The 12,224-nt window shown below is 72.2% G+C and carries 13 protein-coding genes; 6 read left to right on the top strand and 7 right to left on the bottom strand.

The genetic code is table 11. The features are described 5' to 3' along the window. Positions 1-12 precede the first annotated feature (12 nt). The gene (locus QRY02_RS44280) at positions 13-1,842 is read right to left on the bottom strand and encodes a glycoside hydrolase family 3 protein (RefSeq protein ID WP_285988648.1); all 1,830 of its coding nucleotides are present in this window, start codon (positions 1,840-1,842) and stop codon (positions 13-15) included. A 153-nt stretch (positions 1,843-1,995) separates the two neighbouring features. Between QRY02_RS44280 and QRY02_RS44275 the strand changes: the two genes are divergently transcribed. Next, the gene (locus QRY02_RS44275; protein ID WP_285988647.1) at positions 1,996-2,487 is read left to right on the top strand and encodes a mycothiol transferase; all 492 of its coding nucleotides are present in this window, start codon (positions 1,996-1,998) and stop codon (positions 2,485-2,487) included. On the opposite strand, the gene QRY02_RS44270 is transcribed toward QRY02_RS44275, so the two are convergent. The 6 genes from QRY02_RS44270 to QRY02_RS44245 all read right to left on the bottom strand — a co-directional run bounded on the left by QRY02_RS44270 (position 2,484) and on the right by QRY02_RS44245 (position 6,329). Then, the gene (locus QRY02_RS44270; RefSeq protein WP_285988646.1) at positions 2,484-2,984 is read right to left on the bottom strand and encodes a YbaB/EbfC family nucleoid-associated protein; all 501 of its coding nucleotides are present in this window, start codon (positions 2,982-2,984) and stop codon (positions 2,484-2,486) included. The two genes, QRY02_RS44275 and QRY02_RS44270, sit on opposite strands and share 4 nt — an antisense overlap. Continuing rightward, entirely contained in the window at positions 2,981-3,364 is a 384-nt protein-coding gene (locus QRY02_RS44265) for a YbaB/EbfC family DNA-binding protein (protein WP_285988645.1), read from the bottom strand. Before QRY02_RS44265 ends, QRY02_RS44270 begins: the two co-directional genes overlap by 4 nt. A gap of 3 nt (positions 3,365-3,367) precedes the next feature. Next, positions 3,368-4,498 carry a C40 family peptidase gene (locus QRY02_RS44260; RefSeq protein ID WP_285988644.1) on the bottom strand — a complete coding sequence of 377 codons (1,131 nt, stop codon included), beginning with the start codon at positions 4,496-4,498 and terminating at the stop codon, positions 3,368-3,370. After that, positions 4,495-4,839 carry a hypothetical protein gene (locus QRY02_RS44255; RefSeq protein ID WP_285988643.1) on the bottom strand — a complete coding sequence of 115 codons (345 nt, stop codon included), beginning with the start codon at positions 4,837-4,839 and terminating at the stop codon, positions 4,495-4,497. The genes QRY02_RS44260 and QRY02_RS44255 overlap by 4 nt, the downstream gene beginning before the upstream one ends. Before the next feature lie 167 nt (positions 4,840-5,006). Beyond that, complete coding sequence (locus tag QRY02_RS44250; RefSeq protein WP_285988642.1) at positions 5,007-5,750, bottom strand: DsbA family protein; 744 nt, start codon at positions 5,748-5,750, stop codon at positions 5,007-5,009. A gap of 72 nt (positions 5,751-5,822) precedes the next feature. Next, complete coding sequence (locus QRY02_RS44245; RefSeq protein ID WP_285994093.1) at positions 5,823-6,329, bottom strand: MauE/DoxX family redox-associated membrane protein; 507 nt, start codon at positions 6,327-6,329, stop codon at positions 5,823-5,825. Between the two features lie 76 nt (positions 6,330-6,405). Here QRY02_RS44245 and QRY02_RS44240 point away from each other — a divergent pair, with 76 nt between their 5' ends. The 5 genes from QRY02_RS44240 (at position 6,406) to QRY02_RS44220 (ending at position 12,202) form a co-directional block, all read left to right on the top strand. Continuing rightward, a complete protein-coding gene (locus QRY02_RS44240; protein ID WP_285988641.1) occupies positions 6,406-7,236 on the top strand; it encodes a glutamate ABC transporter substrate-binding protein in 831 nt (276 codons plus the stop codon). Then, positions 7,233-9,629 (top strand): ATP-dependent helicase HrpB, encoded by a 2,397-nt coding sequence (gene hrpB / locus QRY02_RS44235; RefSeq protein WP_285988640.1) that lies wholly within the window; start codon positions 7,233-7,235, stop codon positions 9,627-9,629. Before QRY02_RS44240 ends, hrpB begins: the two co-directional genes overlap by 4 nt. Positions 9,630-9,699: 70 nt before the next feature. Then, positions 9,700-10,614, top strand: a complete 915-nt coding sequence (locus tag QRY02_RS44230) for an ATP-binding cassette domain-containing protein (RefSeq protein WP_285988639.1) — start codon at positions 9,700-9,702, stop codon at positions 10,612-10,614. Then, positions 10,611-11,396 (top strand): ABC transporter permease, encoded by a 786-nt coding sequence (locus QRY02_RS44225; protein WP_285988638.1) that lies wholly within the window; start codon positions 10,611-10,613, stop codon positions 11,394-11,396. Before QRY02_RS44230 ends, QRY02_RS44225 begins: the two co-directional genes overlap by 4 nt. Before the next feature lie 56 nt (positions 11,397-11,452). Next, positions 11,453-12,202, top strand: a complete 750-nt coding sequence (locus QRY02_RS44220) for a VOC family protein (protein ID WP_285988637.1) — start codon at positions 11,453-11,455, stop codon at positions 12,200-12,202. Positions 12,203-12,224 lie beyond the last annotated feature (22 nt).

Below are 12,224 nucleotides of genomic sequence, written 5' to 3'. Positions count from 1 at the left end.
GGGGGACGGGGATCACCAGGGGCGGTGCGGGTACCGCAGGCCGAAGCCGAACGGGAACAGCGCGGGTTGGCCGTCGCCGGCGTTGATCGGCTGCTGGCCGGCGCTGCGCATCCAGGTCACCGGCAGCTTGCCGGTCGGGTTGTAGTCGCCGAAGAGAACGTCGGCGACGCCCTGTCCTTCGCTGCCCGGGAGCCACGATTCGAGGAGCCCGGCCCAGTCCGGCAGCTGCGCGGCGATGTCGAGCGGACGTCCGGACACGAGCACGACCACCGTCGGCACCCCGGAGTCCTTCAGCTTCTGCAGCGTGGCGAGGTCGGTGGCGTCCAGCCCCATCCCCTGGGGCCGATCGCCCTTGCCTTCGGCGTACGGCGTCTCCCCCACGACCGCGACGGCGACGTCGTAGCTCTTGTCGATCCCCGTGCCGTCCTTGGCGAAGGTGACGTTCGAGGACTTCTGCCGGAGGCCCTGCAGGATGGTGGTGCCCGGGATGACCGGACCGCTGGTGCCTTGCCACCCGACCGTCCAGCCGCCGGACTGGTTGCCGAGGTCGTCGGCGTTCTTGCCGGCCACGAAGACCTTGCCCCGCTTCGAAAGCGGCAGGACATTCCCTTCGTTCTTCAGCAGCACCTGGGATTCCCGCACGGCCTGGCGCGCGAGATCGCGGTGCGGCTTGCTGCCGATCGTGTTCAGGAACCGGCGGTCGGTCAGCGGGTGCTCGAACAGGCCGAGCTCGAACTTCTTGGTGAGGATGCGGCGGTTGGCGTCGTCGATCCGGGACATCGGCACGCGGCCCTGTTCCACCAGCGACCGCAGCGTGTCGATGAACTTCTGCCACTCGTAGGGCACCATCACCATGTCGATGCCGGCGTTGATCGACGCCTCGACCTCTTCCGGGGTGAAGCCGCTCTTGCCGTCGATCTTGTCGACGCCGTTGTAGTCGGAGACGACGATCCCGGTGAACCCGAGTTCCTTCTTGAGGACGTCGTTGACCAGGTAGGAGCCGGCGTGCATCTTGACGCCGTTCCAGCTGCTGTAGGAGATCATCACCGAGCCGACCCCGCGCTGGACCGCGGCCTTGAACGGCGGGAGGTGGATCGCGCGCAGTTCCTGCTCGCTGATCTCGGTGTTGCCCTCGTTGACGCCGCCGGTGGTGCCGCCGTCGCCGACGTAGTGCTTGGCGGTGGCCAGCACCGAGCCGGGCTGGTTCAGCCGGCGCCCCTGCAGGCCGGTGATGATCGACGTCATCTGCGTGGCGAGCTGCGGGACCTCGCCGAAGGACTCGTAGGTGCGGCCCCAGCGGTCGTTGCGGGCGACGCACAGGCAGGGCGCGAAGTCCCAGTCGATCCCGGTGCCGGAGACCTCTTCCGCGGTGGCGCGGCCGATCTTCTCGACCAGCCGCGGATCGCGCGTCGCGCCGAGGCCGATGTTGTGCGGGAAGACGGTGGCGCCGTAGAGGCCGTTGTGCCCGTGGACGGCGTCGACCCCGTAGATCAGCGGGATGCCCAGCGGCGTGGCGAGCGCGGCCTTCTGGAAGCCGTCGTACATGTCGGCCCAGGTGACGGGGGTGTTCGGGGCCGGCTGCGAGCTGCCGCCGGAGAGCAGCGAGCCGAGCCGTCCGGTGGTCACGTCCGCCGGGCTTTTGACTCCGAGCCGTTCGGCCTGCATCATCTGGCCGAGCTTGTCGTCGAGGGACATCCGGCCCAGCAGGTCGGCCACCCGCACCTTGACCGGCCGCCAGGCGTCCCGGTAGGCCGGGCCGTACCCGGCCGTCGCGGGTGTTTCCGACGCCAGCAGCAACGCCAGAGCCAGCGCGCCGATGCCGAGCCTGCGTTCGAGGCGCATCCGGGTCCTCCTCGTCGAGAGACCAAAATTCACGCCTTGAATTAATACATAGCCGTTACGGGTTGGTCCAGACCTCTGAATGAACTCGGTTTCCGCTCAGCGGGATGGGACTTCCGGTCGGGAACTGGCCTGATTCGGCCATACGGTGACACCATGACTCGCGAACACGAAGACCTCCTGGGCCTGCTGGCCGAAGTCCGCAAGCGCTTGCTGATCCCGGCCCGCGGCGTCTCGGACGCCGACGCGGCCAAGCGCACGACGGTCAGCGAGCTGACCCTGGGCGGCTTGATCCGCCACCTGGCCACGGGCGAGCGCCTCTGGCTGCAGATCCTGCGGACGGCCGACGGATCGCTGCCGGACGGCATGCTGGACACGGACCAGTACGCGATGAGCGAGACGCTGTCCCACTGGCTCACGGCTTACGCAGAGGCCGCCGCCGCGACGGACGAGTACGTGGCTTCGCTGCCTTCGCTCGACATCGAGGTGCAGCTGCCGACGACACCGTGGTCACCCCCGGAACCCCAGTTCTGGTCGGCCCGCCGGATCGTGCTGCACTTGATCCACGAGACGGCCCAGCACGCCGGCCACGCGGACATCATCCGCGAGTCGCTGGACGGCGCGAACTCGACCGCCCAGCTGGCTTAACGATCCGAGCGCAGCGAAGCCGGGTCAAAGGACTCCCAATAGGCGTCCTCGTCCTCGACACTCGCGGCCGGAGCGGGCTCCGGTGACGAAGGTGCCGCCCCCAGCCGCTCGGCCCGCTGCCGCTGGAACTCCTCGACCGTCATGCCCGGGTCGTCGTCCTCGGCGCGGGCCGGGGCCGGCATCCCGGTCATCTGCTCGACCATGGCCGTCATGTCCTCGCCGAGCAGCAAGGCCACCTTGTTGTAGCCGTCCTGGGTGGCCTCGCGCATCGCCGCCTGGGCGATCTCGACCACCAGCGGCCCCAGTCGCTCACCCAGGTCCACCGCCGAGGGGGCCAACCACAGCCGCAGGAGCTTTCCGCGGGCGTCGACCGTCACCTCGACCTGGCCGTCGAGGTCGTGGGCCGTGCCCGACGCCGACGCGAGCAGTTCCTCCACGCGGGCCATGGCCTCTTCGCGGGCCCGGGCCTGGGCGATCAGCTGGCGGGTCGTGATCACCGCGGTCCCCCACCGTAGGAGTAGGTCTCGGCGTCCGGGTCGTCGTCCGGAATCGGTTCGTAGCCCAGGGTTTCCAGCTGCTCGCGATCGACGACGGGCGACAGCGCGTGGTACATCCGGTCGCCCGCGCGGCGGGTCGCGCGCTGGGCCAGCTCGAAGATCCGGTCGGCGAGCACCGCGGACCCGTGCCGCAGCTCCGATCGGTGGATCGACACGCCGGTCAGCAACCCGCCCGGCGCCACCTGGACCTCGATGCCGCCGGACGAAGCCTTGCCCACCACCGGACCCGAGCGCGCGAGGCGCGCGGACGCCTCCGCGCCCGCCCGCTCCGCCTGTTCGGCGATCCGCGCGGACGCCAGGTCGATGTCGAATTCAGCCACAGCTCACCCCGTAGGCCGGTAGAAGCCGATGAACGACTGTCCCGCGTTCGTGGTACGGATCTTGCTGACCTGCACCGGGTCACCCGCCTCGACCATCTGGCCGTCGCCGATCACCATCGCCACGTGCCCGGACCACACCACGAGGTCGCCGGGCAGCAGCTGGTCGATCGAGGGCACCTCGGCCCCGACCGTCTGCTGCGCCGCCGTCCGCGGCAGCTGCAGGCCGGCGTCCTGGTAGGAGGTCATGGTCAGCCCGCTGCAGTCGAGGCCGACACCGCGGGCCGTGCCGCCCCACACGTACGGCACGCCGAGCTGGGAGAGCGCGTTGCGCACGGCCTTCGCCGCGGTTTCGTTCGGCGCCATGACCTGCTTGCCGCCGGGCAGGTTGATCGCGACGCCGCTGCCGGGCTGCGGCGGAATCGCCACCGGTAGCCGCGGTTTGTGGACGGCGCCACCGCCACCACCGCCGCCGCCACCTCCCCCGCCGCCACCGCCGTCCGAACCGCCGGAGTACCCGCTGTTGCTGTTGAACGACGATCCGACCTTGGTCGAGGGAGCGGCCGACGAAGCCGACGTCGACTGCTCGCCGCCACCGAGCCGGCCACCGATGGCGGTCAGATCGTTGATCGTCTGCTCGCTGAACGTCGCCGCCTGCCCGGTGAGCTGGCTGATCTTCGTCTGCAGCTTCATCAGGATGTCGCGCGAAGCGGCGCCGCGGCTCTCCGGCGGCTGGATGGTCTTCACCGCTTCCAGCGCCTTCATCGACGCCGCGATCTCCTTGATGATCTGGTCGCGGACCTGGTCGTTCTTGATCTCGCCGACGTGCAGCGTCTCGGCCGCCTCCGCGACGGCCTTCTCGATCTCGGCGCTCTCGTCGAGGAGGTCCTGGACCTCCTTCTCCAGGCTCTGCGACGTCGCCGTGGCGCGGTCGGTCGTCGAGCCCGAGCTGGCCGACGCCAGCGAAACGCGCTGCTCCGACGCGACGTCGCGGGTGCGGCCCACCGACGTCTGCAGCGCGACGTGCGCGTCCCGCGCGCCGCCGATGGCCGCCGGATCGTGGCGCAGCTTCTGCGCGAACTGGTTCGTCGTGTCCAGGCCGTGCCGGACGAGCTGGTCGGTGTGTTGCTCGGTCACGCGCGGTCCTGCCCGAGGTCGCCGCCGAGCCGCCGGACGACGTCGCCGTGTTCGCCCTCGACCGCCGCGTAGTTGCGATCGGTCTGCCGGGCGGCTTCGCCGACCTGCCCCCAGCCGCCGCCGACGCGGTGCATCTTCTCCTGCAGCGCGCGCATCCGGCCGCTGTAGGCGCCGGAGAAGCCGGACTCGCCGCCCATCTCGGAAAAGCCGTGGCCACCGAGCGTCACGTGCGGGCCGACGTGCTTGTCGGCAGCCCCTTTGACGTCTTCCCCGAGCGGGTCGACTTCGCGCGCGTACCGCGTGTACGCGCCCTCATCGACGTGAAACCCCGAACCGTCCACTGGCCCTCCCTGTCACCGGGGATGCGACGTACGCGAGGCACCCCCGGTTCCTGTGACATCCGGGCTTCGCCCGCGCCGGGGGCTCCGCCACCCGGACCCCCGAAGAGATGTCGTGCGGGAATCAGCCTAGTCCACGGTCCGTACCCGGGTGGGCGAATTGCCCGGAGTCAGCCGGTGACCTTCTTGAGCCAGTTCGGGTCCTGCCAGGACACGATCGAGCCGTTCGCGGTGACCGTCGGCGTGCCGAACCCGGTCTGCCCGCCGCCGAAGTCCTGCGCCAGCTTCGGGTCGTTCTCGATCTGCTGGAACGCGGCGTTCAGCTGCTGGTCGTAGGTGCCGGCGTTGACGGTCTGGGCGAACTCCGGGTCGGTGATCCCGACGTTCTTGCCGAGCTCGATCAACTGCGCCTTGTCGTAGCCGCGCTTGCCCTCTTGGGGCTGGTTGGCGAACAGCGCGTCGTGGAACTGGAGGAACTTGCCGGCGTCGGCCGCGGCCAGCGCCGCGTTCGCCGAGTCGAGCGAGTAGCCCGGCGGGCTGGAGCGCTGGTTGAGCAGCGGCACCATGTGGTAGCGCACCTGCAGCTTGCCGTCGTTGATCGCCTGCTCGACCTGGCTCTTGTACTGCTTCTCGAACTCGCCGCAGATCGGGCAGAGGAAGTCGGCGTAGACGTCGATCGAGGCCTTGGCGCCGGCCTTCCCCACGGTGACGACCACGCCGTTGCGCTTCTGGGTGACATCGCCCGCCAGCGCGCTCGCCGACGCGCCGGGGTTGATCACCTGGCCCTCGGTCTGGTTCCGGTCCGCGATCGTCCAGATCACGCCGCCGATCACCAGCAAGGTCAAGACGACCACGGCACCGATGCCGATGATCCACTTCCGCTTGTCCCCGGACGCGCCCCTGGCCTGGGCCACCGCCCGCGCACCTCCGGCCTGCGCGGCCTGACGGCGCTTCCGCGCGGTCCGCTCAGCTCCACCCACTGTGTATCAATTCCCTTCCGCGATACCCGAGTAGTCGTGTTCGGGCTCGCCCGAGTTCCCGCGACCTCGCGCCAGCCAGCCGTCGAGCGACAGCCAGGTGCGCGGGCGCGCCAGCAGCCAGACGGCGAGCAGCGCGAACCCCGTGTCGCGGAGGATCTCCTGCGGGTACTCGGTCTGCCCCGCCGCCACGTGGCCGCCGCCGCCGAAGCACCCGCAGTCGATGCTCAGGCCGCGCGCCCACGATTGGGCGATACCGGCGATGAGCACGAGCAGCAGCCCCAGCGCGGCCGCGGCGGTCCACCGGGTCGCCAGGCCGGCGAGCAGCAGCAGCCCGAGCACGAGTTCCACGAGCGGCAGCGCGATGGCCACCACGTCTTCGAGCGCGTCCGGCAGCACCTCGTACGCCTGCACGGCGATCAGCGTCTGGCCGGGGTCCGCCAGCTTGAGCGCACCGGAAACGAGCCAGACGGCCGCCAGCCCGAGCCGGGCGAGCGTGCCGACGGTGTTCAGCACGGGTTGGGACGGTCGCACCACGCGCTTAGGCTAACGGGGGGACCTGAGAACAACGTGAGGCGGAGGGAGCGGCCGGATGCGGTGGCGCACGCTCCTCGGCTCGGCGTTGCTGCTGGTCACCGTGTCGGCGTGCGGCCCGGCGAAGGTCTCGCCTGCGGACTCGCTCGTCACCCGGGCGAGTGCCGCGGATCATCTGACCATCGGCATCCGGTTCGACGCCCCGGGGCTTTCCGAGCACACCATCGACGGCCGGTTCGTCGGGTTCGACGTCGACGTCGCGACTTTCGTCGCGAGCGAGCTCGGCGTGCCCGCGAAGGACATCACGTGGCGCGAGACGACGTCGGCGACGCGGGAAACGGACCTCACCTCCGGCGCCGTCGACCTGGTCGTGGCGAGCTACTCGATCACCGACAAGCGCAAGCAGGTCGTGTCGTTCGCCGGCCCGTACTTCACCACCGGCCAGGACCTGCTGGTGCGGCGGACGTCGGCCGACATCGCCGGGCCCGAGGCGCTGAACGGGCGCCGGCTGTGCTCGGTCACCGGGTCGACGCCGGCGCAGCAGGTGAAGGACAAGTACGCCCAGGCCGTCCAGCTGGTCGAGTACCCGCGGTACTCCGACTGCGTGACCGCGCTGCTCGCCGGGCAGATCGACGCGGTGACCACGGACGCGGTGATCCTGGCCGGCTACGTCGCGCGCGACCCGGAGCTGCTGAAGATCGTCGGGAAGCCGTTCTCGAAGGAGAGCTACGGCGTCGGCCTGCGCAAGGACGACACCCAGGGGGTGACCGCGGTCGACGACGCCATCCGGAAGATGATCTCCTCCGGCGAATGGCTGCGCTCGCTCAACGCGAACATCGGCCCGTCCGGATACCAGCTGCCCCCGCCCCCCGAGGTCGCGTCGAAGTGAAGCTCCCCGACCTGCCGGTGCGTGCCGTGCTGCCCGACGTCGTCGCCGCGCTCGGCGAACGCGGCACCGCGGTGCTCGTGGCGCCGCCCGGCACGGGGAAGACGACGCTGGTCCCGCTCGCCCTGGCGGCGGCGGCCGAGGGCCGGGTCGTGGTCGCCGAGCCACGGCGGCTGGCGGCCCGCGCGGCGGCGGCGCGGATGGCGGCGCTGCTGGGTGAACCGGTCGGCGAGACGGTGGGCTACGCCGTGCGCGGCGACCGGAAGGTGTCCGCGCGGACCCGGATCGAGGTCGTGACGTCGGGGCTGCTGGTACGGCGCGTGCAGGGCGATCCGGAACTGCCCGGCGTCTCGACGGTGCTGCTCGACGAGTGCCACGAACGGCACCTGGACGCCGACCTGCTGCTCGCGCTGCTCTTGGACGTCCGCGCCGGGCTGCGCGAGGACTTGCGGCTGCTGGCGACGTCGGCGACGGTCGCGTCCGGGCGGCTCGCGGCCCTGCTCGGCGACGCCCCGGTGGTGACGGCCACGGCACGGACCTACCCGGTGGAGTTCTCCTACGTCCCGCCGGGGCGCGGCGAACGCGTCGAGGCCTGTGTCGCGCGGGCGGTGCGGACGGCGTTGTCCGACGGCGACGGTGACGTGCTCGCCTTCCTGCCCGGCGCGGGAGAGATCGCGCGGACGACGGGCTTGCTGCGACTGTCCGAATCGGACACTGTGGACGTTCTCCCGCTGCACGGCCGGTTGTCGGCGGCGCACCAGGACGACGCGCTCCGGCCGCGTGACCGGCGGCGGGTGGTGCTGGCGACGGCGGTGGCGGAGTCGAGCCTGACGGTGCCGGGCGTGCGCGCGGTGGTGGACTCGGGACTGGCGCGCGTGCCGCGCGTCGACCACCGGCGCGGGCTGCCGGGGCTGGCGACGGTCCGGGTGTCGGCGGCGGTGGCCACGCAGCGGTCCGGCCGCGCGGGCCGGGAGGCGCCCGGGCGGGCGTACCGCTGCTGGGCCGAGCACGAGCAGGCGACGCTGCCGGCGTACCCCGAACCGGAGATCCGCACGGCCGAGCTGGCCCGGCTGGCGCTGGAGCTGGCGTGCTGGTCGACCCCCGACGGCAGCGGGCTGGCCTGGTGGGACCCACCGGGCGAAGGCGCGCTGGCCGCGGGCCGGGCGCTGCTGGTGACGCTGGGCGCGACGTCGTCGGACGGGACGGTGACCCGGCGCGGACGCCGGATGGCCGAGCTCGGCCTGCACCCGCGGCTGGCCCGCGCGCTCCTGGACGGATCTTCCGAAGTGGGCGCCCGCAACGCGGCCGAGGTGGTGGCGCTGCTGGACGCGGGCGCGACGCTGACGGACGTGCACGCGGAGCTGAGGCGCCTGCGCTCGGCGGGGGACGAAGGAGCGCGGCGCTGGAAGCGGGAAGTGCGGCGGCTGGAGGGCTTGGTTTCACCCGCCCGGGCAGCCGGCCGGCCCGATCCCGCGCTGGTCGTCGCCCTCGCCCACCCGGAACGGCTCGCCAAGCGGCGTCCCGGCGGCGCGCCCGTCTACCTCATGGCCGGCGGCACCGCCGCCGAACTCCCGCCCGGCAGCGGCCTCGACGCCGAGTGGCTGGCGATCGCCGAGGCCACCCGTGATCCCGGCCGCGTCCACGGCACCATCCGCCTCGCCGCGCCCGCCGACGAGACCCTCGCCGTACGCGCCGGCCAGGTGTCCGAAGTGGACGAAGTCACCTGGGACGGCGATGTCGTCGCCCGGCGGGTCCGCAAGCTCGGCGCCATCGTCCTGTCCGAGAAGCCGCTCAAGCACGCCGACGTCCGCGACGCCCTGGTCACCGGCCTGAAATCCGAAGGACTCGGCCTCCTGAAGTGGAGCCAGGACGCGATCCGCCTCCGCGAACGGATGGCCTTCCTGCACCGCGTCCTCGGCCCGCCCTGGCCCCCGGTCGACGACGCCGCCTTGTTGTCCGATGTGGACTCCTGGCTCGACCTCGGCACCGCCCGCCGGAAGTCCGACCTGGCGAACATCAACGCGGGCACCGCACTGAAAGCCCTCCTCCCCTGGCCGGAAGCGGCGAAACTCGACGACCTCGCCCCGGACCGCCTCGAAGTGCCGTCGGGGTCGCACATCCGCGTCGACTACCGCGGTGACCAGCCCGTGCTCGCCGTGAAACTGCAGGAGACCTTCGGCTGGACCGAAACCCCGGTGATCGCCGGTGTCCCGGTGGTGCTGCACCTGCTCTCCCCCGCCGGACGGCCCGCGGCGATCACCGCCGACCTCGCGTCCTTCTGGACGTCCGGCTACCCGGCCGTGCGCGCCGACCTGCGCGGCCGCTACCCGAAGCACCCCTGGCCGGAGGACCCCGCCGGCGCCGTCCCGACCCGGCACACCCGCCGCCGCACCTGACGAAAGTCGGGGGCGGCCCGCGACCGTCGTCCGATGCCCGCGCACCCCCGCGGACCGCAGACTTCGACGCATGATCACACTCAGAGGACTCACGAAGCGCTACGGGGAGAAGACCGTCGTCGACGCGCTCACCTGTGACGTCGCTTCGGGCCAGGTGACCGGGTTTCTCGGCCCCAACGGCGCCGGGAAGTCGACGACCATGCGGATGACCGTCGGGCTCGACCACCCGCAGGCGGGTGAAGCCCTGGTCGGCGGGCGGCGCTACGCCGAGCTGCGGCACCCGCTGCGCGAGGTCGGCGCGCTGCTCGACGCCAAAGCACTGCACCCGGGCCGCAGCGCCGGGAAGCACCTGCTGGCCATGGCCCGCAGCAACGGCATCGCGGCGAGCCGCGTCGAGGAGGTGCTGGCGACCGTCGGGCTGTCCGATGTCGCCGGCAAGCGGGCCGGGCAGTTCTCGCTCGGCATGGGACAGCGGCTCGGCATCGCGGGCGCGCTGCTCGGCGACCCGGGGGTGCTGCTGTTCGACGAGCCGGTCAACGGCCTCGACCCGGACGGCGTCCGCTGGGTGCGGCAGCTGATGCGATCGCTGGCGGCCGAGGGGCGGACGGTGTTCGTCTCGAGCCACCTGATGAGCGAGATGCAGCTGACCGCCGACCACCTGGTGGTGATCGGCAAGGGCAAGCTGCTGGCCGACGCGCCGGTGGCGGAGTTCATCGCGGGCAATTCCCGCACGACGGTCTCGGTCCGCGTCCCGGCCGACGGCGACCGCGCCGCGCTGGACGCGCGCTTGCGTGCCGAGGGCGGGCTGACGCACCCGGGCGAGCCGGCCGAGCTGGTGGTGGACGGCGTCGACGTCACCCGCGTCGGCGACCTCGTGCACGAGCTGGGGATCCGCGTGCACGGACTCGCCGAGCGGACGGCGTCGCTCGAGCAGGCCTACATGGAACTGACGGCTTCTTCGGTGGAATACGGGGTTTCGGCATGACGGCACCGGTCGAAGTACGCGGCGGCGGGCTCCCGGGAGCGGTGGCCGCGGAGTGGACGAAGTTCTGGTCGGTCCGGGCGACGTGGTGGTGCCTGGCGGCGGGAACGGCCCTGATGTTGTGCTACGGCACGCTGTCGGCGATCGCCCAGCGCCTCGGAGACGAACCGCAGGGCGCCCACACGATCGCCCTCGGCGGCGGTTTCTACCTGGCCCAGTTCGCGGTGATCGCGCTGGCGGCGCTGTGCGTGACGAGCGAGTACGCGGGCGGGGGAATCCGCTCGACGCTGCTGTGGACACCGGTCCGGTCCCGCGTGGTCCTGGCGAAGGCGGCGGTGCTGGCGCCGGTGCTGTTCGCGTACGGAGTGCTGCTGTCGTGCGCGGGAATGGCCTTGGCCACCGCGGTGATGGACGGCCACGGCCGGCCCACGTCGTTCGAAGCGGGCTTCACGACGGCATCGGGCATGGGCGGGTACTTCGCGCTGCTGGGTCTGTTGTGCGCGGGCCTCGGCTGGGCGTTGCGCAGCGCGGCCGGGACGCTGGTGTCGGTGATCGTGCTGCTGGTACCGCTGCCGCTGATCGTGGCGTCGCTGGGCCTGCCGGAGGCGATGCCGTACTTCCCGGGCATCGCGGGGGTGAACGCCATGGTCGAGGCGGGACAGCCGAACCCGATCACGATGACGGCCGCCCCGTACGCACCCTGGGTGGGCTTGGCGATCTGCGCGGCCTGGGCCGCGGCGGCGTTGCTGGCGGGCGCGGCGGTGTTGCGCCGCAGGGACGCCTGAACGCCCGGGGCGATATTGCCTTGCCGCCCCAGGAGAGCAGTGTCTACGTTCCGGTGATGCGTTCGCGACTGCCGGCGGTGACCTTCGACGCGGAGAACCCGGCAGGACCGGCACGCTTCTGGGCCGGCCTGCTCGGCCGGGAGGTCGTCGAGGATGCCGGCGGTGTGCTGCTGCCGGGCGAGGACGCCCAGCTCGGCCTGCGGTTCGCCCCGGGCCGCGCCGGCCGGCTCGGCGCGAACCGCATGCACCTGCACCTGACCAGCGCCGACCTCGACGACCAGCAGCACACGGTGGCCACGGCGGTCCGGCTCGGTGGCCGCCACGTCGACGTCGGGCAGCGGCCCGAGGAGGGGCACGTCGTCCTGGCCGACCCGGCAGGCTACGAGTTCTGCGTGATCGAGCCCGGCAACGACTACCTCGCCGGGTGCGGCCCGCTGGGCGAGCTCACCTGCGCCGGAACCCGGCAGGCCGGCCTGTTCTGGAGCGAAGCGCTGGGCTGGCCGGTGGTGTGGGACCGGGGCGAGCAGATCGCGATCCAGTCACCGCGAGGCGGCACGAAAGTCGCCTGGGACGCCTGGGACGGCACGCCCGTGACGCCGGAAGCGGGGCCGAACCGGCAGCGCTTCGAGCTGCTCCCGGCGGACGGCGACCAGCGGGCGGCGGTCGACGCGCTGATCTCCCTCGGCGCCACTCGGCTCGAGGCCCGCGCCGACGGCACCGTCGTGCTGGCGGATCCGGACGGCACCGAGTTCCGCGTGCGGCCGGCCGACCGCGACCCCGCCGGGTCGCCACCCCGGTCCGGGTGACCGCCGGGTTGCTCAGCCGGCT

Source organism: Amycolatopsis sp. DG1A-15b (assembly GCF_030285645.1).
Classification (GTDB): domain Bacteria; phylum Actinomycetota; class Actinomycetes; order Mycobacteriales; family Pseudonocardiaceae; genus Amycolatopsis.
The sequence above is the reverse complement of the archived record's forward strand: the minus strand, read 5'-3'. Positions and strand labels throughout refer to the sequence as shown.

Coding starts and splice junctions, on each gene's coding strand:
- QRY02_RS44275 (WP_285988647.1), top strand. CDS start 1,996: ATGACTCGCGAACACGAAGACCTCCTGGGCCTGCTGGCCGAAGTCCGC.
- QRY02_RS44230 (WP_285988639.1), top strand. CDS start 9,700: ATGATCACACTCAGAGGACTCACGAAGCGCTACGGGGAGAAGACCGTC.
- QRY02_RS44280 (WP_285988648.1), bottom strand. CDS start 1,842: ATGCGCCTCGAACGCAGGCTCGGCATCGGCGCGCTGGCTCTGGCGTTG.
- QRY02_RS44220 (WP_285988637.1), top strand. CDS start 11,453: ATGCGTTCGCGACTGCCGGCGGTGACCTTCGACGCGGAGAACCCGGCA.
- QRY02_RS44240 (WP_285988641.1), top strand. CDS start 6,406: ATGCGGTGGCGCACGCTCCTCGGCTCGGCGTTGCTGCTGGTCACCGTG.
- QRY02_RS44225 (WP_285988638.1), top strand. CDS start 10,611: ATGACGGCACCGGTCGAAGTACGCGGCGGCGGGCTCCCGGGAGCGGTG.